This window comes from Duganella fentianensis (assembly GCF_964031615.1).
Lineage (GTDB): Bacteria > Pseudomonadota > Gammaproteobacteria > Burkholderiales > Burkholderiaceae_D > Rugamonas > Rugamonas fentianensis_A.
The window spans coordinates 14,890-37,759 of record NZ_CAXIQN010000013.1 but is presented as its reverse complement, the minus strand read 5'-3'; the positions used below and the strand labels follow the sequence as shown (position 1 = coordinate 37,759).

Below are 22,870 nucleotides of genomic sequence, written 5' to 3'. Positions count from 1 at the left end.
ACGGTGATGCAACAAGACTAAAATGTAGCAAAGCTACGAAATTTTAGTCATTCTCAAGCATAAATTGAATTTTACTGTCAATTTGCTACATCGCACGACCGTGCTTTTTACTAGCCCTACCCTTACGCCTACGGTTTTACTGCTTAGCTTACTTACTGCGCTGCGGCACGCTGGGTCAGAATCTCTACAGCCGGCAGGGTTTTGCCTTCGAGGAATTCGAGGAAGGCGCCGCCGCCCGTCGAGATGTAACCGACTTGCGCGCTGATATCGTATTTGGCAATCGCGGCCAGCGTATCGCCGCCACCGGCGATCGAGAAGGCCGGCGACTGGGCAATCGCCAGTGCCAGCGTCTTGGTGCCTTCGCCGAACTGATCGAACTCGAACACACCGACCGGGCCATTCCATACCACGGTACCGGCTTTGGCGATCTGGGCGGCCAGCGTGGCAGCCGTCTGCGGGCCGATATCCAGAATCATGTCGTCGTCCGCCACGTCGGCCACAGCTTTCACGGTAGCGGCAGCAGTCGGCGAGAATTCCTTGGCGCACACTACGTCGACAGGAATCGGCACTTGCGCGCCGCGCTTGGCCATCAGATCGATGATGGCGCGGGCTTCGTCCACCAGATCGTTCTCGACCAGCGATTTACCGATGTTCAGGCCGGAAGCCTTCATGAAGGTGTTGGCGATCCCGCCACCGACGATCAGATTGTCGACCTTGTCGGCCAGTGCCTTCAGGATCGACAGCTTGGACGACACTTTGGAACCGGCCACGATGGCCAGCAGCGGACGGGCTGGTGCGCCCAGCGCCTTGCCCAATGCATCGAGTTCTGCAGCCAGCAGCGGACCGGCGCAAGCGATAGGGGCGAATTTGGCGATGCCGTGGGTGGACGCTTCGGCGCGGTGGGCGGTACCGAAAGCGTCATTGACATAGATGTCGCACAGGGCGGCCATTTTCTGCGCCAGTTCGTCGCTGTTTTTCTTTTCGCCGCGGTTCACGCGCACGTTTTCCAGCAGTACCACCTGACCGGCCTGCAGGCCTTCCAGACCGGCGCCGTCCACCCAGTTCTGTTTCAGTTCAACAGGCTGGCCCAGCAGCTCGGCCAGACGGGCCGCCACCGGGGCCAGACTGTCTTCTGCTTTGAACTCGCCTTCGGTCGGACGGCCCAGATGGGAGGTCACCATCACTTTGGCGCCAGCGGCAGCGGCAGCGCGGATGGCCGGCACAGATGCGCGGATGCGGGTGTCTTCAGTAATGTTGCCGGCGTCATCTTGCGGCACGTTCAGGTCGGCGCGGATGAAAACGCGCTTGCCTTGCAGCGCATTCTGGGCGATGAGATCTTGCAGACGGATGAAGTTCAAAACAGCGGACATGGTTACCCAAAGGTCGAGTTGAAAAAGGTACGCTATTTTACCGCAAGCAGAGGCTTAAATTCCTGTTATTAAAATACATGCAGCAGGCGCAAAGCCGTGTAAAAGCCCATGCCAAATAGGATAGTTTGCAACATATTGCGCCGCAGCAAATAAAAGATCGTAGCAACGATACCGGCCAGCAGTTTGATGTTGCTCAAGTCCAACACCGGCGTACCATTTACCAGCATCAGATCGGGCGCCACGATGGCCGCCAGCGCACAGGCGGGCGCATAGCGCAGCATTTCCTGCACCCGTTTGGGAATATTGATGTGATGCCCCACCAGCCAGAACGAGCTGCGGGTAGCGGCCGTGGCGATAGCCAGCACGCCGATGGTGAGCCAGATTTCCCAGTCACTCATGGCCGGTCTCCGTAGGTCTGGCGCCATTTCTCGGCGACCTCTTCCACGGCCATCGCCGTCAGCATGCCCAGCAGCACCGCCAGCAGCAAGCCCAGCTTGTACGGCAGGCCCACGGCCAGCACTGCCACGGCACCGGCCACCAGTACGCCGCACAGAGCGGGACGGCCCACGATCAGCGGCACCATCACGCAGATGATGGCCAGCGTCCCGGCAAAGCCCAGCCCCCATTCGGCCGGCACGGCACTGCCGGCGAATATCCCGGCGATGGAGCCGATCTGCCACGCCGCCCAGTTGGGATAGGTCAGCCCCTTGAGGTAGGACAGCTTGCCCGGCTGCGGCGCCGGATCGGGGAACTTATGCAGGAATAGCGCCACCGTCATATCGCCGGCCACATAGCCGAGCGCTGCGCGTTTGCGCCACGGCAGCTGGGCAAAATGGGGCGCCAGCAGGGCCGAAAAGATCACGAAGCGCAGATTTACCGTCAGCGCCGACAGGAAGATTACCCAGATGGGCGCATGGCTGGCGATCAGCGGCAAGGCAGCAAGCTGGGCAGAACCAGCGAACACCAGCAAGGTCATACCCAGAGCCTGCACCACCGTCAGACCGCTTTTCACCATGGCGATGCCGACTACCAGCCCCCACGCGCCGATACCGAACAGGGTGGGCGTACCGACCTTCAGGCCTTCGCGCCACGCAGCTTCGTGGTGGGCGGAGACGATGCAGACAGGGGGATCGGAAGGGTGAGCGCTGCTAGGTTCGGTCATGGCGAGATCATGTAGCATTCCTGCCACAGCGCGCGGCGCAGCGGGACGGTAGAGGCGCTATTTTACCGATGATTTTTGCTCTATGCGCGAATCCGTTAAAATCGTGGTTTTCCTTAGTCCTCGGAGCATACGAAATGAGCACTGCCACCACCACCAACGCCGTCGAACTCGAAGGCAAGGACTTGCCAGCCCACTGCCCTAATCCGGCCATGCCACTGTGGTCATCCCACCCGCGCGTGTTCCTCGACTTCCAGCATGGCGAAGCCAAGTGCCCATACTGCGGCACGGCCTACCGCCTGAAGCCGGGCACCGTGGTCGGCCACCACTAAGCCGCCGCCATCAGCGTAACGCCCCACGGAGCGAGCATGCCCACCAAACGCGTCAAGCAACTCAATGGTAGTGCCGCCGAAACCGAGGTGGCGTTTTACGATGCCCTCAACCGCGCCGATCTCGACGCGCTGATGGCACTGTGGGCCGAAGACGACGAAATCGTCTGCATCCATCCGGGCGGCCCGCGCCTGATCGGCCACGCCGCTATCCGTGCTTCGTGGGCCGCCATCCTCGAACATGGCGGCCTGCACATCGTGCCCATCCAGCTGCACGAAACCCACAATCTGATGAGCTCCGTGCACACGGTGGTAGAAATCAGCAGTGTGGCCCAGCAGGACGATATCCATCTGCTGGCCAGCAATGTCTACGTCAAGACGCCGCGTGGCTGGCGCATTGTGCTGCACCACGTTTCCATCGCCCCCGGCCCGGTGCCGACCGAAGCGCGCAGCCAGATACTGCACTGACAGGATAGTGCCGTGAAGTATCCCGCGCCCGCATGGCTACCGAGCGGCCACCTGCAGACCATCTATCCGGCGCTATGCCTGCGCAAGCCGCCCGTGCACTACCGGCGCGAACGCTGGGATAGCCCTGACGGCGACTTCATTGATGTGGATTTTGTCGATGGCCAGCCGGGTCAGCCCATGGTGGTGCTATTCCACGGCCTCGAAGGCAGCTCCGACAGCCACTACGCACGCGCCCTGATGGCCGCCGTAGCAGCAAGGGGCTGGTCGGGCGCCGTGCCGCATTTCCGCGGCTGCTCGGGCGAACCTAACCGCGCACCGCGCTTCTACCATTCGGGCGATGCAACAGAAATCAACTGGATCATCCGCCGCCTGCATGCGCGCCACACGGCCACACCGCACCACCCCAGCACTGCTAGCGTGCACCCTGCCCGTCCAGCGTTCTACGCAGCCGGTGTTTCGCTGGGCGGCAATGCATTGCTGCGCTGGCTGGGCGAATCCGGCCAGCAGGCGGGTCTGGTGGATGCGGCCTGCGCCGTGTCGGCACCGCTCGATCTGGCACAAGGGGGCGCGGCCCTGTCCAGCGGCTTCAACATGCTGTACACGCGCATGTTCCTGCAAACCCTGAAACCCAAGTGCGTAGCCAAACTACAGCAGTACCCCGATCTATTCGATCTGCGAGCCCTGCATGCCGCGCGCGACCTGTATGATTTCGACAACGTTGTGACAGCCCCCCTGCATGGCTACCGCAACACGGAAGACTACTGGCACCGCGCCAGCGCCAAGCATGTGCTGGGCGAAATCCGCGTGCCCACGCTAGTCCTCAACGCCCGCAACGATCCCTTCCTGCCCGGCCAGCATCTGCCGCAGCAGGCGGCTACCTGTGTGCAACTGGAATACCCCGCGCAGGGCGGTCATGTAGGCTTTGCCGCGGGTCGCCTGCCCGGCAGCCTGCACTGGCTGCCGCAACGCCTGCTGCATTTCATGACGCAGGGCGCCGCACCTTTTACCGGACTCTCCCAACATGGATGACATCGTCAAACAGGCACTGGCCAAATGGCCCAACGTGCCGCACTGCTACGGCTGGCTATTACTCGATGCGCGCGGCCACTGGCGCATGCGCGACGAACGGGCCCAGCACCTGAACCTGCCCGGTGACAAGTTGCAGCACGCCGCCCTGTGCAGCTTCATCGCCCGCAACTACGGGGCCGATGCACGCGGCTGCTGGTATTTCCAGAACGGTCCGCAGCGCGTGTATGTCCAACTGGAAGCGGCGCCGTATATCGTGCGTACCGATCCCGTACAGGGCTGGCTGCTGCACACAGGCGTGCCGCTGGGCGCCATCGACGAAGTGCTGCTGACGGAACAGGGCGCGCTGCTATTGCGCAGCGCCGACGTACTGGCCCAGCTCGATGATCGCGACGTGGCCAGCGTGCTAGCCGAACTGCATAGCGGCTACAGCCCCGTCACGGATGAAGCTTTGATGGACTGGCTGGAAGGCCATAGCAGTGCCAGCCTGACGCTGCGTGGTCATCCCGTACAGCGGGTGCAGGCAGCCAGCCTGCCCGCCCGCTACGGCTATGTCAGCGTGCCGGCGCCGGCTGCAGATCCTTCTTGAACTTGTCGCCCATTTCTTCACGCCGGCGCGCCTGCAGTTCGCGCTCGCGCGCATCGATCACCGCCTGATCGTAAAAGGTGGCATCGGGCGCCTTGCGCGCATACGACAGCTGATCGAGCGCCGACAGCACACCGCCCTGCAGCACATACGATTCGGCCAGCGCAATATGCTGCAAGGCCTGCTTGCCCTGCTTGGCATAGGCTTGCGCTAGCAGATCATAGGCATTCGGATCATCACGGTACAGCTGCACCTGATCGCGCAGATATACCGCCGCCCGCTCCAGCTGACCGGCGGCGATCATCGCTTCGCCGTACTGGTGGGCGATGCCGCGCGATAGCGGATACACCAGATGGGCCGCTTCCGCATCGGCCAGCGCCTGCTGCTGCAGGGCCGCCTTGTCGGGCTGGGCCAGTTTGATCTCCAGTGCCGTACTGACGTAGATGATCTCCCCCTCCGGCGCCGCAGCCACGCCGAAGGTACCCGCTGCCGGCGGCTTGCGGATCGTCGCGTGCGACTTATCCAGCCACTCCTGCGCCAGCGCATAGTTCTCGCGCTTGAGTGCCACCATCGCTAGCCCATACTGGGCAGCGGCCACCTGCTGGCGGCCCGGCTGCTGCAACTGCAATTCAAAGAAAGTCTGGGTTTCAGCCAGCCCCTGCGTACTGGGGTCCTGTAGTACCCGTGCACGCGCCCGCACCAGATGAAAGTCCAGACTATCGAGCCGCTGACGGTAAGGCTGATCGCGGATACGCGCCTGAATATCGGCGATACGCTCAGTCGTGAGCGGGTGGCTCTGCAAGTAGGCCGGCACCCGGTCGCTATAGTTGCGGGTAGCGATCTGCATACGCTGGAAGAAGGCCACCATGCCGGAAGTATCGTAGCCGGCCGCGCCCATGATCTGGAAACCGATACGGTCAGCCTCGCGTTCGGCATCACGGCCAAAGTTCAGCTGACGCTGGATGGCCAGCCCCTGCCCGGCCGAAAACACCCCGATCGCGGCATCGCCGCCCGCCTTGGAGGCCAGCACGGCCAGTATCATGGCAGCCAGCGGAATCAGCGCATCCTGCTTCTGCTGGCCGATAGAACGGGCGATGTGGCGCTGGGCCACGTGGCCGATTTCATGCCCCAGCACGGAGGCCAGCTCCGATTCCGTCTGCGCTGCCAGCAGCAGCGCCGAGTGCACGGCGATAAAGCCACCGGGCAAGGCAAACGCATTCAGCTGGGGATCGCGCACGGCGAAGAAGTAGTAATCGAAATTCGCCTCGCCACGGGCATCGGGGCGGGCTGCCACCAGCGCATTACCGAAGTTATTCAGGTATTCGAGGATGGGCGCATCATCGAGGAAATCGTTATTGCGGCGGATATCGCGCATGATCTCCTCGCCCAGCCGACGTTCCATCAGAGGCGACAAATCCTGCCGCTCGGTATCGCCGAGCGCAGGCAGGTTGGGGATTTTGGCAGGCGCCAGCACATCCTGCGCCATTGCCAGCGGCATGGTCAGCAACAGCAGGGCAGCGGTCAGGCGCTGGCGCATAGAACGGGGTTTGGCATTCACGGTGATATGATACCCGCAACCGGGGCGGGCTTGCAGCCTGTCCCATGACGTAATCTGCCGAGCAATAATATGACCTCCACCGTAAGCCCCACCGAGCACGCCGCCACCAGCGAACACCTGACCCACTTCGACGCCAGCGGTCAGGCCCACATGGTGGACGTAGGCGCCAAGAGCAGCACCCACCGCATCGCCGTCGCGCGCGGCAGCATCCGCATGAAGCCGGAAACGCTGGCTATCATCACTAGCGGCACGGCCAAGAAGGGCGACGTACTGGGCATTGCCCGCATCGCCGCCATCATGGCCTCCAAGCGCACCAGCGACCTGATCCCTTTATGTCACCCGCTGGCCCTGACCCGCGTCGCCGTCGATTTCGTCACTGACGAAGCCAACGCCAGCGTGCACTGCACGGCGCAAGTCGAAACCCACGGCCAGACGGGGGTAGAAATGGAAGCCCTGACGGCAGTACAGATCGGCCTGCTAACAATTTACGACATGTGCAAAGCGGTCGACCGTGGCATGGTGATGAGCGACATCCGCGTGATGGAAAAGCACGGCGGCAAATCGGGCGACTGGAGCGCCACCAGCTAAAAACTTCGGGGTCAGATCTGTCATTCGGACATCGAACCAACACTATTGATATTTCTCATACTAGTTTGTTTTAGCTGTAGGTCGATTTCTTTCACAATCATGCATGTGCTGATTCGATTTACGAATCCTCTTTTGTGATAGATCAAAGGTGCGCTTCGCATGTCCGAATGACAGATCTGACCCCGAATTGGTTTATTGTCTGATTGTTACCTTTGGAACACACGTATATAATCTTTTCCACAGAGGTAATTTTTCCGCAGGCTGGCCGCTGCCGTCAGGCGCATACGTGAAAGAATTTGCATGAGCAGCAACCCTCCATCGAACGAAAGCAAAACCCAGGAGTACGAGTTCGAGCAGATGAACTTGCAGGTGGGCAGCCGCATCCAGTTCATCACCCATCGCACTATCAAACCCATCCAGCATTTCTCTACCCTGGTCGGCTGGGTGAAAGACGAGTATATGATCGTCAAGATTCCGTTCGAGAGCGGTGCGCCGATCGCTGTCAACGATGGCGATAAGCTGACCATACGCGTGTTTTCCGGGGTGAATGTGTGCTCGTTTTCGTGTGTGGTGCAGCGGGTCTTCCCGCGCCCTATGTTCTATGTGCACCTGTCCTTCCCCGTGTCGATACAGGGCACTAGTTTGCGTACGGCCATGCGCGTCAAGGTCGATATTCCCGCGCAGGTGACTTCCTCGGCCGGTACCAGCTCGGTCTTCCTCGTCAACCTCAGCGTGTCCGGCGCCCTGATCGAATCGCCCAAGCCGCTGGCCGATGACGGCGGCGAAGTGGGCCTGTCGTTCTACCTGATCGCCCAGCCCGGCAACCGTCAGGTGCGCATCAACCCGACTGCCACTATCCGCAACATCAATGTGGTCAAACCAACTAGCGGCGACCAGCCTGAAGTCTTCACCTATGGCGTGCAGTTCGTCGACCTCGACCCTATGCACCACACCATGCTGCAGAACCTGACCTACGAAGCATTGATCGCCGACCGCCAGAAAATCGTTTAAGCGGTGCCGTCAGGACGAAAAAAAACCGGCCGAGGCCGGTTTTTTTTCATGTCATCATGCGCTTATGGCGTGACGTTGTTTTTGGTCAGAGCATTTTTCGCCGTGTCGTTGGTCACGGTGGTGGTGACGTTCCACGTTACGTTGGCAGCACCTGCAGCAATGGTCGGGGTGAAGGTAGCAGTCAGGCCGTCGATGTCTTTACCCACGCCGGTCGAGAAGGTTTCTTCGATCACGCCATCTTTCACCGTAACCGATTTGACTTCTTTGGTTTCGGTGAAGGTTGGCACACCTTTCTGGCCGGCGTCGCAACCGGTCAGGTCGCCGCCGCCTTCCTGTGCGCACAGCGCCACAGCCGATTTGATCGAGTCGATCGCGCCTTGCGCATTGGCCATCTTGGCTTTGATGGTGTAGTCGCTGTAAGCAGGAATCGCTACAGCAGCCAGAATACCGATAATGGCGACAACGATCATCAGTTCGATCAGGGTGAAGCCGGCTTGTGCTTGTTTTTTCATCATGTGCATGGTTTTCATTTTTGACTCCAGGGTGTGTGTTGAACAAAAGTTGTTGCCTACACTTTCCTTAGAGCAAGCGGCGTGCCAGCCCATTTCAGCGCCGATTACGGCCTATTTCTGACGAATTCTGTCACTTCTAGCCCATCAGACTGCCGTTTTTTGTCACTTCATCGTAAAAAGTCAGTGCCGTTTTTTGCCAATGACAAATTTTGTCATTCGGAAATAAAAAAAGGGGAGCCTGAGCTCCCCTTGATTTCCATTAACGGAAAGCTGTGATTACAGCATGGCTTTCAGCAGACGGGCCATTTCCGATGGGTTCTTGGTTACTTTGATACCGCAAGCTTCCATGATTTCCAGTTTAGCTTGTGCGGTGTCAGCGCCACCCGAGATCAGCGCGCCGGCGTGGCCCATGCGCTTGCCCGGAGGAGCGGTAACGCCAGCGATGAAGCCGACGACTGGTTTTTTCATGTTGTCTTTGATCCAGTGAGCCGCGTTGGCTTCGTCTGGACCACCGATTTCACCGATCATGATCACGGCGTCGGTATCTGGATCGTCGTTGAACATCTTCATCACGTCGATGTGCTTCAGGCCGTTGATCGGGTCACCGCCGATACCAACTGCCGACGACTGGCCCAGACCCAGCGCGGTCAGCTGACCCACTGCTTCATAAGTCAGGGTACCCGAGCGCGATACCACGCCGATACGACCTTTCTTGTGGATGTGGCCAGGCATAATGCCGATCTTGATTTCGTCCGGGGTGATCAGACCTGGGCAGTTAGGGCCCAGCAGCAGGGTTTTCGAACCAGCTTTCACCATGCGGTCTTTCAGTGCCATCATGTCGCGGACTGGAATGCCTTCGGTAATGCAGATGGCCAGATCCATTTCAGCTTCGACGGCTTCCCAGATAGCGGCAGCTGCGCCTGCTGGTGGTACGTAGATTACCGACACGTTGGCGCCGGTTTCTTTTTTCGCTTCGGTAACGTTAGCGAAAATTGGAATGCCTTCGAAGTCTTCGCCGGCTTTCTTAGGGTTCACGCCTGCAACGAAGCAGTTTTTGCCGTTCGCGTAGTCGCGGCAGCCGCGGGTGTGGAATTGGCCGGTTTTACCGGTGATCCCTTGGGTAACAACTTTGGTGTCTTTATTGATCAGAATGGACATGTTGATTCCTTAATTAAGCTTGACCGGCAGCTGCGGCAACAACGCTCTTAGCTGCATCTTCCATGGTGTCGGCTGCGATGATAGGCAGACCGGAATCGGCCAGCATCTTCTTGCCCAGATCTTCGTTGGTGCCCTTCATGCGCACCACCAGCGGTACTTGCAGCGAAACGGCTTTGGAAGCGGTGATCACGCCTTCGGCGATCACGTCGCAACGCATAATGCCGCCGAAGATGTTCACCAGAATGGCTTTCAGGCCTGGGTTTTTCAGCATGATCTTGAAGGCTTCGGTAACTTTCTCAGCCGTAGCGCCACCGCCTACGTCCAGGAAGTTAGCTGGTTCGCCGCCGAACAGCTTGATGGTGTCCATGGTTGCCATGGCCAGACCAGCGCCGTTCACCAGGCAGCCGATGTTACCGTCGAGCGAGATGTAGGCCAGATCGAATTTCGAAGCTTCCACTTCGGCTGGATCTTCTTCGTCCAGATCGCGGTAAGCGACGATTTCTGGCTGACGGAACAGCGAGTTCGAATCGAAGTTGAACTTGGCGTCCAGAGCGATAACTTTGCCCGAACCGGTCAGGATCAGCGGGTTGATTTCGGCCAGCGATGCGTCGGTTTCCCAGTAGGCTTTGTACAGGCCTTTCAGGTTGGTCACGGCATCAGCGATCGAGCCTTCTGGTACGCCGATCTTGGCAGCGATACCAGCAGCTTCAGCGTCGGTCAGACCTGCCGATGGATCGATAGCGATCGAGTGGATCAGTTCTGGGTGCTTTTCAGCCACTTCTTCGATGTCCATACCGCCTTCGGACGAAGCCATCAGTACCACGCGCTGCGAGATACGGTCGGTCACCATCGAAACGTACAGTTCTTTCTTGATGTCGGCGCCTTCTTCGATCAGCAGACGACGTACTTTCTGGCCTTCTGGGCCGGTCTGGTGGGTTACCAGCTGCATGCCCATGATCTGGTCAGCGTATTCTTTCACCTGTTCCAGCGACTTGGCAACTTTAACGCCGCCGCCTTTACCACGGCCACCGGCGTGGATCTGTGCCTTCACAACCCAGACTGGGCCGCCCAAGGTTTCAGCAGCTTTGACTGCTTCTTCAACGGTCATGCACGGGATACCACGTGGAACCGTCACTCCGAATTTTCGGAGGATTTCTTTGCCTTGATACTCATGGATTTTCATGCTGGCTTCCCTTCTGATGCTGATGTGTAAAAATCGGTTGATATTACGAAAATACTGCGGAAATACTGCGATATAAGGTGTTTCTATAAGCAGAGATTGCTACGCGCTGCTCGGTGCTGCTTTGGCCACCCAGCGCGGGTAAAACTGCGCCACCGCCGCACCGTCGGTGCGCAGCGCGTGACATTTATCTAGTTGAAACGGCTTCTGACGAGGCGTGCCATGGTCTTCCGTAGCGGCATCATTGGTCGCCCAGACGTCGTTGGCGAAGGCCTGCACGGCGGCGGTCGGCAGTATCTGCGCCAGTTCCGTCAGATGGGTACAGCCGGCGGTGCCGGCCAGACGCTGTTTGAGTTCGTGCCGGAAGCCCTGCATCAGATTCAGGCCCACCAGTTGATCCTTGTAGGCGGGCGCGATGGTATCGCAATGACCGGGATACGGCACGGCATCGGACGCGGCTTCGGCATCGACGATGGTGAGCTGGCGATCTACGGTCAGGCGGAGATGAAGGTCATGCAGAGGAGACCCGGCAGCGCGTGGGCCCGAAGCCAGCACGGTGTCGATCTGTTTGATATCGGAGATGTGCGCGTCAAGATCCCATAGTCCATCCTCGCGTGCGTACGCTTGGACGACAATTGCGCGCGTGTGCCGTAGCGCACGTCGGTTAACTGGGGTTGACAGGGACATAGACCGATGCCGCTTTCGCGACAGAAATTTAGTAAGCAGCCATGTGCTGTAAAGCACGTATCCGCAGCTTCTACGGACACTTACCGCACCTGCGGCGCTGCAAAAACCATAAAAGTGTAGCACATAGAGGCGATTTGTTGCGCGCAAACATAAGTTTTTCCGCGCAAAATCTGCTATCTGAGGCTATTTTGATAAGAGATTCACAAAATGTATTTCTGCCATAGAAACATTGCATGATGCAATGCGGCAGAAATTCTGGCCTAGCTCAGAGGTCGATCACTCGTCGAACTGCTCGCTTCCTTTTAACGCTGTCTGGACGGCACGCTGGGAGAAGCCCCGCTGCAGTAAAAAGCGCATCTGTTTGTTGCGCTGCTGGGCATCTTCGGCCACGCTGCCGAACTTGCGCTGCCACACTTCCACGCAGCGCGCGGTTTCATCGCTGGCCAGCCCCTGTTTGAGCCGGTCCAGTTCTTCGCCACGGATGCCATGGCTTTGCAATTCTGCAACAATCCGCCCGTTACCGTAACGGGCCGAGCGACGGTGGATCAACGCTTCGGAAAAGCGCTCCTGCGACAGCCAGCGGTTTTGCTCGAGCAGATCGAGCAACGCTTCCACATCGTCGCCTTCTTGTGCATAGCGGGCCAGCTTGCGCCCCAGCTCGAGCCGGCTGTGTTCGCGCTGCGACAGCAGCCGCAGCGCGCGGGCTTTGAGACTGAGTTCGACGGTTGCCATGGCTGGCTCGCTATCCGGCGCTACTGATTAGGCAGCGTCGGCGCCTTTATCGACCGATTTCAGCTTCACCACGGTGTCGCCTTTGTCGCTGGCCAGCGGCGGCAAGACCCGCACGCCCAGCGATTCGCGCACCTTGTTCTCGATTTCCCATGCCAGTTCCGGACGTTCCTGCAGGAAGATACGGGCATTGTCCTTGCCCTGCCCCACGCGCTCGCCGTTGTAGCTATACCAGGAACCGGATTTCTCGACGATCTTGGCTTCCACGCCCAGATCAAGAATCTCGCCTTCGCGCGAAGTACCGGCGCCGTACAGAATATCGAAGTGGGCTTCCTTGAACGGTGGCGCGATCTTGTTTTTGACCACTTTCACCTTGGTTTCGTTACCGATCACTTCGTCACCCGATTTGATCGAGCCGGTACGGCGGATATCCAGACGCACGGATGCGTAGAACTTCAGCGCATTGCCGCCGGTGGTGGTTTCAGGGCTGCCGAACATCACACCGATCTTCATACGGATCTGGTTAATGAAGATCACCAGCGTGTTGGTGCGGTTGATCGAGCCGGTCAGCTTGCGCAGTGCCTGCGACATCAGGCGGGCCTGCAGACCCGGCAGCGCATCACCCATATCGCCTTCGATCTCGGCACGTGGCGTCAGCGCGGCCACGGAGTCCACTACCACCATGTCGACGGAGCCGGAACGTACCAGCGCATCGCAGATTTCCAGTGCCTGTTCGCCCGTATCCGGCTGCGAAATCAGCAGCTCGCTGAGGTTCACACCCAGTTTCTGGGCATACACCACGTCCAGTGCGTGTTCCGCATCGATAAACGCGCAAGTACCACCCAGTTTCTGCATCTCTGCAATGGTTTGCAGGGTCAGCGTGGTTTTACCGGACGATTCAGGACCGTAGATCTCGACTACACGGCCGCGTGGCAAACCGCCCACACCCAGCGCGATGTCCAGTCCCAGCGAACCGGTGGAGACAACCTGCACTTCTTCGATAGGCGTGCTGGAGTCCATACGCATGACGGAGCCCTTGCCGAATTGCTTTTCAATCTGAGCCAGCGCGGCGGCCAGTGCCTTGGCTTTCTCAGAGGCAGGTACTACAGCTTTTTTGTCGTCCATAATGTTCTCTCAGCGGGGTTGGTGGTTTGCTACAGTCGGTACTGTATAAAAAAACAGTGATCAATGCAAGCAGGATTTTTAAACAATTTTTGAGATTTCACAAAAACTCGCCTCTTGCCGCGAAATGCAACACAATACGGACTCGTACAGCCGGAGTGTTTTACATGCGTATTTTACTTGCCGAGGATGACAGCGTTCTGGCCGATGGCCTGACCCGCTCATTGCGCCAGTCGGGTTATGCCATCGATTGCGTAGGCAATGGTCAGGAAGCCGACACCGCCCTCGCTACTCAGGAATTCGATCTGCTGATACTGGATCTGGGACTGCCCAAGCTGTCCGGTCTGGAAGTGCTGCGCCGCCTGCGCGCACGCGAATCGCGTCTGCCCGTGCTGATTCTGACGGCGGCCGATTCGATCGAGCAGCGCGTCAACGGCCTCGATCTGGGCGCCGACGACTACATGGCCAAGCCGTTTGCCCTGTCCGAACTGGAAGCGCGCGTACGCGCCCTCACGCGCCGTGGTGCCGGCGGTGGCGGCACCATCGTCAAGCATGGCCCGCTCAGCTACGATCAGGTGGGCCGCAGCGCCTACATCAATGAGCAGATGCTGGATCTGTCGGCGCGCGAACTGGGCCTGCTGGAAATCCTGCTGGCGCGTAGCGGCCGTCTGGTCTCCAAAGAGCAGCTAGTCGATCACCTGTGCGAATGGGGCGAGGAAGTCAGCAATAACGCCATCGAAGTGTATGTGCACCGCCTGCGCAAGAAAATCGAAACGGGCGGTATCCGCATCGCCACCGTGCGCGGGCTAGGCTACTGCCTCGAGAAATTCGCGGAACCGGCCAAGTGACACAGGACTCCGCCGTGCAGCAGGAAGCTGCGCTGGAATACCAGCCGCCCGCGGCGGAGGCGGATGAAGGCATACAGCATTCGCTGTTCGGCGAAATTCTGGACTGGATGCTGGCGCCCCTGCTGCTGCTGTGGCCCATGAGTATCGCCATCACCTATCTGGTGGCCAAATCCATCGCCAACCAGCCGTTCGACCATGCGCTGGAAGATAGCGTCACCGTGCTAGCGCAGCAGGTGCGTGCGGTCGATGGCAAAGTGATCAAGGGGCTGCCCGGCTCGGCGCGCGACATTCTGCGTGCCGACGATATCGACAACGTCTACTTCCAGATTCAAGGCCCGCACGGCGAACATATCGACGGCGACCGCGATCTGCCACCGCCCGTCATCGACGAGGAAGAGCTGCCCACCAGCGCCAACGTCCACTTCCGCAACGACAGCATGCACGGCACGCCCGTGCGCATCGCCTACGCTTTTGTGCGGCTTGAGCACAAACCCGGCACCGAAGCGCCACTGGCACTGGTGCAGGTAGCCGAAACGCTGGAAAAGCGCGCCCAGCTGGCCAACGAAATTATCAAGGGCGTGATTCTGCCCCAGTTCATTATCCTGCCCATCGTGCTGGCACTGGTGTGGTTCGCGCTGGCACGGGGGCTGTCGCCGCTGGCCCAGTTACAGGAGCGCATCCGTGCGCGCGGTTCCGATGACCTGAGCCCGATCGCGCCGAATCAGGTGCCGGAAGAGATTTCGCCGCTGGTCAATTCGCTCAACGACATGCTGGCGCGACTGTCCTCCTCGATCGAGATGCAGAAGCGCTTCATTGCCGATGCGGCGCACCAGATGAAAACCCCGCTGGCCGGCATGCGTATGCAGTCCGAACTGGCGCTACGTCAGACCGACAGCACGGAAATCCACCGCTCGCTGGAACAGCTGGCCAAAAGTTCGGAGGCGGCCACCCGTCTGGTCAACCAGCTACTGGCACTGGCGCGCGCAGAAAACCAGCCGCAGGCCGGCACCAGCATGCAGTTACTGAGCCTGTCCGATCTGGCACGCAGCACGGTACAGGACTGGGTCTCGGCCTCGTTTGCGGCGCGCATCGACCTCGGTTACGAAGGCCCGGACGAGCCGCTGGAAATCGAAGGCAATCCCACCATGCTGCGCGAAATGCTGTCGAATCTGATCGACAATGCACTGCGCTATATTCCTGCTGGCGCCAGCGTTACCGTGCGCGTGCGTAGCGACCAACAGCACGCCATCCTCGAAGTGGAAGATACGGGGCCCGGTATCGCGCCGGCCGAGCGCCAGCGCGTATTCGAGCGCTTCTACCGCATCCTCGGCAACAAGGCCGAGGGCAGCGGTCTGGGGCTGGCCATCGTGCGCGAAATCGCCCACCAGCATGGCGTCGAAGTGGAAATCTATAACAATCCGCGCGCCACCCAGCCCAAGCTACCGGGCGCCCTGTTCCGGCTGGCCTTCCCGCTGCCACCCGAGCCGCCGATAGAAGAAAGCGAAGCACCGTATTATGGATAACGCCACGCCACCGCAGACCAGCGCAGCCCCGCAACCAGCGGCGCCGGCTGCAGTGCCGCCAGTAGTGCCGCCAATCACGCCGATCAGCCGCGCCGAACACTGGCAGCGCACCCGCCGCCTGTCGATACAGTTGCTGCTGCTATGGCTAGTCACGGGTTTTGGCGCCGCCTTCTTCGCGCGCGAACTGACCAACCTTAATCTGTTCGGCTGGCCACTATCGTTCTATCTGGCTGCGCAAGGTTCGTCGCTGGTGTATCTGGGCATACTGGCCTACTACGCATGGCGCATGCGGCGACTCGACAAGGCCGCGCGCGCGCCACGCCCTGCCAGCAAGGAGGCGCGTCCATGAAGGCCGCCCGCACTTTCCGCCAGCGCCTGCGCAGCTACTACCTGATGTTCACGGCCGGCTTTGCCGGTTTTCTGGTATCGCTGGCAGTGCTCGAACAGGAGGGCATGTCACGCATCTGGATAGGCTATCTGTTCATGTTCTGCACCATCGTGCTGTATGCCACGATCGGCGTGATCAGCCGCACCTCCAACGTGCTGGAATACTATGTAGCCGGCCGGCGCGTGCCGGCCGTGTTCAACGGCATGGCCACCGCAGCCGACTGGATCTCGGCCGCCAGCTTTATCAGTCTGGCCGGTGGCCTGTATCTGCGCGGCTTCGACGGACTGGCCTACATCATGGGCTGGACCGGCGGCTACTGTCTGGTGGCACTGCTGATCGCGCCCTATCTGCGCAAATTCAGCCAGTACACCATCCCCGATTTTCTGGCCGAGCGCTATGGCGGAGCCAGCAACCCCGAAAGCGGCGGCAACGTGGTGCGTCTGCTGGCGGTGGCCGCTACCATCATAGTCTCGTTCACCTATGTGGTAGCGCAGATCTACGCCGTGGGTCTGATTGCCTCGCGTTTCACGGGAGTGGATTTCTCGGTCGGCATCTTCCTTGGTCTGGCCAGTATTCTGGTGTGCTCCTTCCTCGGTGGCATGCGCGGCATTACGTGGACGCAGGTGGCGCAATACATCATCATCGTAGTGGCCTTCCTGATTCCCGCCATCTGGCTATCGGCCAAACATAGCGACAACCCCATTCCGCAACTGGCCTACGGCAAACTGCTACCCAAGCTGAGCGCACGCGAAGCCGTGCTGCAGGCCGACCCGCGCGAAGCGGAAGTACGTGCCATCTTCCGCCAGCGTGCCGAGGACTACGACAGCCGTCTGCGCGGCCTGCCCGCCTCGTGGGAAGCCGGTCGCATCGAGGTGCAGCACAAGCTGGACAAGGTCAAGCACCGTAACGCCTCGTTGCTGGAAATCCGCAGCGCCGAGCGGGCCCTGATCGCCTATCCCAAATCCGCCGAAGAAGCCGAGCGGGTATGGAGCGAAGCACGCACGCAGGCGCTGGCGCGGGCCGAACCGATCACCCCGCACGCCACCCCCTATCCGGGCGATCCGGCCACTTCCGATATCAAGCGCAACAACTTCCTCGCACTGGTGTTCTGCCTGATGCTGGGCACGGCAGCACTGCCGCACATCCTGATGCGCTCCTACACCACACCGAACGTGCACGAAGCCCGCACCTCGGTATTCTGGACCCTGTTCTTCATCCTGCTGATCTACCTGACTATCCCCGCGCTGGCCGTGCTGGTCAAATACGACATCTACAGCGCGCTGGTAGGCATCGATTACCACCACCTGCCCAACTGGGTATCCTACTGGGCCAATGTGGACAAGCTCAATCCCCTGTTCAGCATCAGCGACATCAACCACGATGGCATCGTGCAGCTGGCCGAAATCACCATCGATGCCGACGTGCTGGTACTGGCCACGCCGGAAATCGCCGGCCTGCCCTATGTCATTTCGGGGCTGGTAGCAGCAGGCGGTCTGGCGGCCGCCCTGTCTACCGCCGATGGTCTGCTGCTGGCAATTTCCAACGCCCTGTCGCACGACGTGTACTACAAAACGGTGGACCGCAGCGCCTCGACCCAGAAGCGCGTGACTATCTCCAAACTGCTGCTACTGGGCGTGGCGTTTGTGGCGGCCTACACGGCTTCGCAGAAACCCGGCGATATCCTGTCGCTGGTGGGCGCGGCCTTCTCGCTGGCCGCTTCCACCCTGTTCCCTGCGCTGGTACTGGGCGTATTCTGGAAACGCTGCACCACACAGGGCGCCGTGGCCGGCATGCTGACGGGCTTCGGCGTATGCGTCTACTACATGTTGCACACCAATCCCATTCTGGGTGGCAGCAGCGCAGCCCAGTGGTTCCACATCGCCCCGATTTCGGCCGGCATCTTCGGCGTGCCGGCCGGCATACTGAGCATGATCATCATCAGCCTGTGCACCCCAGCGCCCGGCGCCGCCACCGTGGCGCTGATCGATTACATCCGCGCACCGGAACAATAGTCAACAACAGCAATATAGATTTTTTTATAACTAAGTGTTATCGTGTTGGAGTTAGCTATTTAGTAACAATCTAAACTCCTACTCACGAAAGCCGACCATGCTATTGCACCCACTCCTGCGTCTGGCCGTCCTGCTGCTGCCGCTCTGCTGCGCCAGCGTGCAGGCGGGGGAACGCCCGTCGCTGCAAGATTTCTTTTCCAATCCGGAACTTAGCGATGCCGAGCTTTCGCCCAGCGGCAAATATCTGGCCGTGAAAATCGGCGCGGCCGGCAAGCGCGAACGGCTGGCCGTGATGGAACTCGCGACCCAGAAAATCACCGTGGTGGGTAATTTCACCGATGCCGATATCGGCGACTTCCAGTGGGTGAATGACCAGCGGCTGGCATTCACTGCCGCCGACAATGATCTGGCGCAGGGTAACACCCTGTATGCACCGGGCCTGTACGCCGTCAACCGCGATGGCACGGGCTTTCTGCAACTGGCCATGCGCGCTGGTTCACCGTTTATCACCGAAGGCTCCAATCTGCGCAGTCGGCGCGACCTGCTGCCGTGGCACACCTACCTGATGGGCCAGCACGGCGCCCAGAATAGCGATTATCTATACGTGCTGGACCACCATTACAGTGGCCGCGCGCAGCTCGATTACGTCAATCTATTACGCATCAATACCGTGACGGGGCGGCTGGCGGCCGAACGCATCAACAGCCCGGATAACACCATGCGCTGGCTGCTCGATTATCAGGGCGAGCCACGGCTGGTGCAGACGCTGGACAAGGACACCAGTGCCATCCACTACCTCGATCCCGCCACCAAAGTATGGCGCAAGCTGGCCGAGTTCAATGCCTACAGTGGCGGCGCGGGCGCGTTCACCCCGCTCAGCTTCGGCCCCGATGGGAGGCTGTACGTGATCAGCAACCACGGTAAAGACACCACGGCCGTGTACACCTTCGATGTCAACACGCTGACACTGTCGGACAAAGCCGTGGTGCGACTGGAAGGCTACGACTTCAGCGGCCGCCTGTTGATGAACCGCGAAAAGCTGATCGGTATCCGCTATCTGAACGACGCCTATGCGACCGAGTGGCTGGATGGCGACTACAAGGCCATGCAGGAAAAAATCGACGCCATGCTGCCCAACACCATCAACCTGCTAACCCCGCCGAGCCAGCCGGAATCGCCATGGCTGCTGGTGCGCGCTTATGCCGATATCTGGCCTAGCCGCACCATGCTGTACAACCGCGATACCAACAAGCTGGAACTGATAGGCGGCAGCCATCCCGCCATACAGCCGCAGCAGATGGCGCATACCACGCTGGTTCACTACAAGGCGCGCGATGGCATGACGATTCCGGCATGGCTGACCGTACCTACCGGCAGCGGCAAGAACCTGCCCATGGTGGTACTGGTACACGGCGGCCCTTATATACGGGGCAATAGCTGGCACTGGGATGCCGAAGCCCAGTTCCTCGCTTCGCGCGGCTACGTCGTGCTGCAGCCGGAATACCGTGGCAGCACGGGCTACGGGCGCACGCATTTCCGCGCCGGCTGGAAGCAATGGGGCCTGAAGATGCAGGACGATATTGCCGACGGCGCACGCTGGGCCATCGCCCGTGGTACGGCCGATGCGCAGCGCATCTGCATTGCCGGTGCCAGCTACGGCGGTTATGCCACCCTGATGGGACTGGTGAACGATCCCGATCTGTACCGCTGCGGCATCGAATGGGCCGGCGTAACCGACATCAACCTGATGCGCACCGGCCACTGGGCCTATGTCTCGGACATGTCGGAGAACTGGAAGCAGTACGGCATACCGCAACTGGTGGGCGATCCGGAAAAAGATGCGGAGCAGCTCAAAGCCACCTCGCCCATCTTGCAGGCGGCGCGCATCAAACAGCCGCTGCTGCTGGCGCACGGCGGCGCCGACTTGCGCGTGCCGCTGGTTCATGGCACGCGCTTCTATCAGGCCGTGAAGCAGACGAATCCCGATGTGGAGTGGATCGAATATCCCGACGAAGGCCACGGCTGGGCACTGCCGGCCACGCGCTACGATTTCTGGGGCCGCGTGGAGAAATTCCTCGACAAACATATCGGCAAGCACTGAAGTTCGCGCTATAGTCTGGGGACAGCTGGTTCAACGGATACGGAGGAGCAGGCATGTCTTCAGGCAAAATTCTAGTCGCACAGGGAGGCGGGCCGACCGCCGTGATCAATCAGTCCTTGGCAGGCGTGGTGCTGGAAGCGCGGCGCTTCCGCGATGTCAGTCTGGTGTATGGCGCGCTGCATGGCGTGCGCGGCATCATCAACGAAGATCTGGTCGATCTGACGCGCGAAACCAGCCACAATCTGGAACTGGTGGCGGCCACGCCCTCCTCGGCACTGGGGTCCACCCGCGACAAACCGGACGTGCCGTATTGCGTCGAAATCTTCAAGGTGCTGCAAGCGCACCAGATCGAACAGTTCTACTACATCGGCGGCAACGACTCGTCCGACACGGTGCGCATCGTCAGCGAACAGGCGCAGGCAGCGGGCTACCCGCTGCGCTGCATCCACATCCCCAAAACTATCGACAACGATCTGGTTGGCAATGACCACACGCCCGGTTTCCCTTCGGCCGCGCGCTTCGTCGCACAGGCCTTCGCCGGCGCCAATCTGGATAACGCATCCCTGCCCGGTGTATATGTGGGCGTCGTGATGGGCCGTCATGCCGGCTTTCTTACCGCCGCGTCTGCGCTGGGCAAAAAGTTTGCCGACGATGGGCCGCACCTGATCTACCTACCCGAGCGGGTATTCTCGCTCGAACGGTTCCTGCACGACGTCAAAGCCTGTTACGAGCGCTATGGCCGCTGCGTGATCGCCGTCTCGGAAGGCATCCACGACGCATCTGGCACACCGATAGCGAGCCTGCTAGCGAAAGATATCGAGCGCGACGCCCATGGCAATGTGCAGCTATCGGGCACGGGTGCGCTGGCCGATCTGCTGTGCGACGAGATCAAAGCCAAGCTGGGCATCAAACGGGTAAGGGGCGACACCTTCGGGTATCTGCAGCGTTCCTTCATAGGCTGCGTCTCCGATGTGGACCAGCGCGAGGCGCGCGAAGTCGGCGAAAAAGCCGTGCAGTTTGCCATGTGGGGCCAGCGCAATGGCTCGGTGGCCATCAAACGCACCGGCTTTTATTCAGTCGACTACGAACTGCTGCCGCTGGACGCAGTCGCGGGCAAGACCCGCACCATGGAGGACGAGTTCATCAGCGCCAGCGGCACCGACGTCACGGACGCCTTCCGCCTGTATCTGCGACCGCTACTAGGCTCCGGCATGCCAGACGCATTCCGCCTGCGCCCCGCCCCCGTCCCCAAACTTCGAGATCAACTTCGGGGTCAGATCTGACATTCGGACACTCGACGCGCACTTTTGATCAAACTCAAAACTCTGTGCGCGGAAATTCAACGCTCAACTGAAGAGTTGCGCCGGAAAATAACATTTCCGGCGCAACTTGCTGGGGTCAGGTATTGAGTATGCTCAATACTGTGTCACGGATGTCCGAATGACAGATCTGACCCCGAAGGGGTTACACCACGATGGTCTGGTGCTCGTCGCCCACGCGGGCGCGGATGCGGCCGATGGTGTAGACGGTTTCGCCAGCCGCTTCCAGCTGGGCTTTGGCAGCGGCAGCGTTTTCCTGCGATACGATCACGGTCATGCCGATGCCGCAGTTGAAGACGCGGTGCATTTCGGCGTCAGCCACACCACCATGCTGCTGCAGCCAGGTGAACAGCGGTGGCATGGTCCACGATTTGGCATCCAGTTCGGCCACCAGACCGTCCTGCAGTACGCGCGGGATGTTTTCTACCAGGCCGCCGCCGGTGATGTGCACCATGCCTTTGACTTCCATCGAAGCCATCAGCGCCAGCAGCGGTTTCACGTAGATGCGGGTAGGCTGCATCAGCACGTCGGCCAGTTTACGGCCGTGGAAGTCACCTTCCAGATCTGGCTTGGCCACTTCGATGATCTTGCGCACCAGCGAATAGCCGTTCGAGTGCACGCCCGACGAGGCCAGACCCAGTACCACGTCGCCCGGTACGATCTTGGTGCCGTCGATGATCTGCGATTTTTCTACTGCGCCCACGGCGAAACCGGCCAGGTCGTATTCACCGGCTGGGTACATGGAAGGCATTTCAGCGGTTTCGCCGCCGATCAGCGCGCAGCCAGCCTGTTCGCAACCCTGGGCGATGCCCTTGATCACGTCGGTGGCGGTAGCAACATCCAGCTTGCCGCAGGCGAAATAGTCGAGGAAGAACAGCGGCTCGGCGCCCTGTACCAGAATGTCATTGACGCTCATGGCCACCAGATCGATCCCCACGGTGTCGTGGCGATTCAGTTCGAACGCCAGTTTCAGTTTGGTGCCCACGCCGTCGGTACCGGAAACCAGCACTGGCTCCTTGTACTTTTTGCTAATTTCGAACATGGCGCCGAAACCACCCAAGCCGCCCATCACGCCTTCGCGCAGGGTGCGCTTGGCAAATGGCTTGATCGCTTCGACTAAAGCGTCACCTGCATCGATATCGACGCCGGCATCACGGTAAGACAGGGAAACATTAGAAGTTTGGCTCATGGTGTAT

At 60.1% G+C, this 22,870-nt stretch carries 23 protein-coding genes; 12 read left to right on the top strand and 11 right to left on the bottom strand.

The window, feature by feature from the left end; genetic code table 11:
• Positions 1-152: 152 nt before the first annotated feature.
• From ABNT42_RS08210 to ABNT42_RS08200, 3 genes are all read right to left on the bottom strand, one after another.
• Entirely contained in the window at positions 153-1,370 is a 1,218-nt protein-coding gene (locus ABNT42_RS08210) for a phosphoglycerate kinase (RefSeq protein WP_348696192.1), read from the bottom strand.
• Positions 1,371-1,438: 68 nt separating this feature from the next.
• Positions 1,439-1,768: an AzlD domain-containing protein gene (locus tag ABNT42_RS08205; RefSeq protein WP_348696191.1), complete on the bottom strand. Its 330-nt coding sequence runs from the start codon at positions 1,766-1,768 to the stop codon at positions 1,439-1,441.
• On the bottom strand, positions 1,765-2,532 hold the full coding sequence (locus tag ABNT42_RS08200) for an AzlC family ABC transporter permease (protein ID WP_348696190.1): 768 nt from the start codon (positions 2,530-2,532) through the stop codon (positions 1,765-1,767). The genes ABNT42_RS08205 and ABNT42_RS08200 overlap by 4 nt, the downstream gene beginning before the upstream one ends.
• Positions 2,533-2,666: 134 nt before the next feature.
• Here ABNT42_RS08200 and ABNT42_RS08195 point away from each other — a divergent pair, with 134 nt between their 5' ends.
• From ABNT42_RS08195 to ABNT42_RS08180, 4 genes are read left to right on the top strand one after another with little or no spacing between them, the layout of a single operon-like run.
• Positions 2,667-2,861, top strand: a complete 195-nt coding sequence (locus ABNT42_RS08195) for a zinc-finger domain-containing protein (protein ID WP_155432753.1) — start codon at positions 2,667-2,669, stop codon at positions 2,859-2,861.
• 36 nt (positions 2,862-2,897) lie between these two features.
• On the top strand, positions 2,898-3,326 hold the full coding sequence (locus ABNT42_RS08190; protein ID WP_348696189.1) for a nuclear transport factor 2 family protein: 429 nt from the start codon (positions 2,898-2,900) through the stop codon (positions 3,324-3,326).
• A gap of 12 nt (positions 3,327-3,338) precedes the next feature.
• Positions 3,339-4,355 carry an alpha/beta hydrolase gene (locus ABNT42_RS08185; protein ID WP_348696188.1) on the top strand — a complete coding sequence of 339 codons (1,017 nt, stop codon included), beginning with the start codon at positions 3,339-3,341 and terminating at the stop codon, positions 4,353-4,355.
• Entirely contained in the window at positions 4,348-4,941 is a 594-nt protein-coding gene (locus tag ABNT42_RS08180; protein ID WP_348696187.1) for a DUF2946 family protein, read from the top strand. Before ABNT42_RS08185 ends, ABNT42_RS08180 begins: the two co-directional genes overlap by 8 nt.
• On the opposite strand, the gene ABNT42_RS08175 is transcribed toward ABNT42_RS08180, so the two are convergent.
• On the bottom strand, positions 4,907-6,436 hold the full coding sequence (locus ABNT42_RS08175) for a M48 family metalloprotease (protein WP_348696488.1): 1,530 nt from the start codon (positions 6,434-6,436) through the stop codon (positions 4,907-4,909). The two genes, ABNT42_RS08180 and ABNT42_RS08175, sit on opposite strands and share 35 nt — an antisense overlap.
• Before the next feature lie 129 nt (positions 6,437-6,565).
• Here ABNT42_RS08175 and moaC point away from each other — a divergent pair, with 129 nt between their 5' ends.
• On the top strand, positions 6,566-7,084 hold the full coding sequence (gene moaC, locus ABNT42_RS08170; RefSeq protein ID WP_348696186.1) for a cyclic pyranopterin monophosphate synthase MoaC: 519 nt from the start codon (positions 6,566-6,568) through the stop codon (positions 7,082-7,084).
• A 300-nt stretch (positions 7,085-7,384) separates the two neighbouring features.
• Entirely contained in the window at positions 7,385-8,095 is a 711-nt protein-coding gene (locus ABNT42_RS08165) for a flagellar brake protein (RefSeq protein ID WP_348696185.1), read from the top strand.
• A 62-nt stretch (positions 8,096-8,157) separates the two neighbouring features.
• Here ABNT42_RS08165 and ABNT42_RS08160 read toward each other — a convergent pair whose 3' ends face one another.
• The 6 genes from ABNT42_RS08160 to recA form a co-directional block, all read right to left on the bottom strand.
• Positions 8,158-8,625: a pilin gene (locus ABNT42_RS08160; protein WP_348696184.1), complete on the bottom strand. Its 468-nt coding sequence runs from the start codon at positions 8,623-8,625 to the stop codon at positions 8,158-8,160.
• Between the two features lie 258 nt (positions 8,626-8,883).
• Positions 8,884-9,765, bottom strand: a complete 882-nt coding sequence (sucD, locus tag ABNT42_RS08155; RefSeq protein WP_155432748.1) for a succinate--CoA ligase subunit alpha — start codon at positions 9,763-9,765, stop codon at positions 8,884-8,886.
• A 13-nt stretch (positions 9,766-9,778) separates the two neighbouring features.
• Positions 9,779-10,948, bottom strand: coding sequence for an ADP-forming succinate--CoA ligase subunit beta (gene sucC, locus ABNT42_RS08150; RefSeq protein ID WP_348696183.1), 1,170 nt, complete (start codon positions 10,946-10,948; stop codon positions 9,779-9,781).
• Between the two features lie 99 nt (positions 10,949-11,047).
• A complete protein-coding gene (locus tag ABNT42_RS08145; protein ID WP_348696182.1) occupies positions 11,048-11,632 on the bottom strand; it encodes a DUF2889 domain-containing protein in 585 nt (194 codons plus the stop codon).
• Positions 11,633-11,908: 276 nt separating this feature from the next.
• Complete coding sequence (gene recX / locus ABNT42_RS08140; RefSeq protein WP_161033509.1) at positions 11,909-12,364, bottom strand: recombination regulator RecX; 456 nt, start codon at positions 12,362-12,364, stop codon at positions 11,909-11,911.
• A gap of 27 nt (positions 12,365-12,391) precedes the next feature.
• Positions 12,392-13,486: a recombinase RecA gene (gene recA / locus ABNT42_RS08135; RefSeq protein WP_348696181.1), complete on the bottom strand. Its 1,095-nt coding sequence runs from the start codon at positions 13,484-13,486 to the stop codon at positions 12,392-12,394.
• Positions 13,487-13,650: 164 nt separating this feature from the next.
• Between recA and ABNT42_RS08130 the strand changes: the two genes are divergently transcribed.
• The 6 genes from ABNT42_RS08130 (at position 13,651) to ABNT42_RS08105 (ending at position 21,638) form a co-directional block, all read left to right on the top strand.
• On the top strand, positions 13,651-14,331 hold the full coding sequence (locus ABNT42_RS08130; RefSeq protein ID WP_161033508.1) for a response regulator transcription factor: 681 nt from the start codon (positions 13,651-13,653) through the stop codon (positions 14,329-14,331).
• Positions 14,332-14,363: 32 nt separating this feature from the next.
• Positions 14,364-15,854 carry a sensor histidine kinase N-terminal domain-containing protein gene (locus tag ABNT42_RS08125; protein ID WP_348696486.1) on the top strand — a complete coding sequence of 497 codons (1,491 nt, stop codon included), beginning with the start codon at positions 14,364-14,366 and terminating at the stop codon, positions 15,852-15,854.
• A 64-nt stretch (positions 15,855-15,918) separates the two neighbouring features.
• The gene (locus ABNT42_RS08120) at positions 15,919-16,203 is read left to right on the top strand and encodes a DUF4212 domain-containing protein (protein WP_348696484.1); all 285 of its coding nucleotides are present in this window, start codon (positions 15,919-15,921) and stop codon (positions 16,201-16,203) included.
• Positions 16,200-18,254 carry a sodium:solute symporter family protein gene (locus tag ABNT42_RS08115; protein WP_348696180.1) on the top strand — a complete coding sequence of 685 codons (2,055 nt, stop codon included), beginning with the start codon at positions 16,200-16,202 and terminating at the stop codon, positions 18,252-18,254. The genes ABNT42_RS08120 and ABNT42_RS08115 overlap by 4 nt, the downstream gene beginning before the upstream one ends.
• Before the next feature lie 97 nt (positions 18,255-18,351).
• Positions 18,352-20,355 carry an alpha/beta fold hydrolase gene (locus ABNT42_RS08110; RefSeq protein WP_348696179.1) on the top strand — a complete coding sequence of 668 codons (2,004 nt, stop codon included), beginning with the start codon at positions 18,352-18,354 and terminating at the stop codon, positions 20,353-20,355.
• Positions 20,356-20,408: 53 nt separating this feature from the next.
• The gene (locus ABNT42_RS08105; RefSeq protein WP_348696178.1) at positions 20,409-21,638 is read left to right on the top strand and encodes a 6-phosphofructokinase; all 1,230 of its coding nucleotides are present in this window, start codon (positions 20,409-20,411) and stop codon (positions 21,636-21,638) included.
• Positions 21,639-21,819: 181 nt separating this feature from the next.
• Here ABNT42_RS08105 and purM read toward each other — a convergent pair whose 3' ends face one another.
• The gene (purM, locus tag ABNT42_RS08100) at positions 21,820-22,863 is read right to left on the bottom strand and encodes a phosphoribosylformylglycinamidine cyclo-ligase (RefSeq protein ID WP_155432738.1); all 1,044 of its coding nucleotides are present in this window, start codon (positions 22,861-22,863) and stop codon (positions 21,820-21,822) included.
• Positions 22,864-22,870 lie beyond the last annotated feature (7 nt).

Excerpts from the sequence above, each read along its gene's own strand:
- ABNT42_RS08210 (WP_348696192.1), bottom strand. The coding sequence starts at position 1,370 with ATGTCCGCTGTTTTGAACTTCATCCGTCTGCAAGATCTCATCGCCCAG.
- ABNT42_RS08105 (WP_348696178.1), top strand. The coding sequence starts at position 20,409 with ATGTCTTCAGGCAAAATTCTAGTCGCACAGGGAGGCGGGCCGACCGCC.
- recA (WP_348696181.1), bottom strand. The coding sequence starts at position 13,486 with ATGGACGACAAAAAAGCTGTAGTACCTGCCTCTGAGAAAGCCAAGGCA.
- sucC (WP_348696183.1), bottom strand. The coding sequence starts at position 10,948 with ATGAAAATCCATGAGTATCAAGGCAAAGAAATCCTCCGAAAATTCGGA.
- ABNT42_RS08130 (WP_161033508.1), top strand. The coding sequence starts at position 13,651 with ATGCGTATTTTACTTGCCGAGGATGACAGCGTTCTGGCCGATGGCCTG.
- moaC (WP_348696186.1), top strand. The coding sequence starts at position 6,566 with ATGACCTCCACCGTAAGCCCCACCGAGCACGCCGCCACCAGCGAACAC.
- ABNT42_RS08110 (WP_348696179.1), top strand. The coding sequence starts at position 18,352 with ATGCTATTGCACCCACTCCTGCGTCTGGCCGTCCTGCTGCTGCCGCTC.
- ABNT42_RS08165 (WP_348696185.1), top strand. The coding sequence starts at position 7,385 with ATGAGCAGCAACCCTCCATCGAACGAAAGCAAAACCCAGGAGTACGAG.
- recX (WP_161033509.1), bottom strand. The coding sequence starts at position 12,364 with ATGGCAACCGTCGAACTCAGTCTCAAAGCCCGCGCGCTGCGGCTGCTG.
- sucD (WP_155432748.1), bottom strand. The coding sequence starts at position 9,765 with ATGTCCATTCTGATCAATAAAGACACCAAAGTTGTTACCCAAGGGATC.
- ABNT42_RS08190 (WP_348696189.1), top strand. The coding sequence starts at position 2,898 with ATGCCCACCAAACGCGTCAAGCAACTCAATGGTAGTGCCGCCGAAACC.
- ABNT42_RS08200 (WP_348696190.1), bottom strand. The coding sequence starts at position 2,532 with ATGACCGAACCTAGCAGCGCTCACCCTTCCGATCCCCCTGTCTGCATC.
- ABNT42_RS08205 (WP_348696191.1), bottom strand. The coding sequence starts at position 1,768 with ATGAGTGACTGGGAAATCTGGCTCACCATCGGCGTGCTGGCTATCGCC.
- purM (WP_155432738.1), bottom strand. The coding sequence starts at position 22,863 with ATGAGCCAAACTTCTAATGTTTCCCTGTCTTACCGTGATGCCGGCGTC.
- ABNT42_RS08145 (WP_348696182.1), bottom strand. The coding sequence starts at position 11,632 with ATGTCCCTGTCAACCCCAGTTAACCGACGTGCGCTACGGCACACGCGC.
- ABNT42_RS08115 (WP_348696180.1), top strand. The coding sequence starts at position 16,200 with ATGAAGGCCGCCCGCACTTTCCGCCAGCGCCTGCGCAGCTACTACCTG.
- ABNT42_RS08180 (WP_348696187.1), top strand. The coding sequence starts at position 4,348 with ATGGATGACATCGTCAAACAGGCACTGGCCAAATGGCCCAACGTGCCG.
- ABNT42_RS08175 (WP_348696488.1), bottom strand. The coding sequence starts at position 6,436 with ATGCCGCTGGCAATGGCGCAGGATGTGCTGGCGCCTGCCAAAATCCCC.
- ABNT42_RS08195 (WP_155432753.1), top strand. The coding sequence starts at position 2,667 with ATGAGCACTGCCACCACCACCAACGCCGTCGAACTCGAAGGCAAGGAC.
- ABNT42_RS08160 (WP_348696184.1), bottom strand. The coding sequence starts at position 8,625 with ATGAAAACCATGCACATGATGAAAAAACAAGCACAAGCCGGCTTCACC.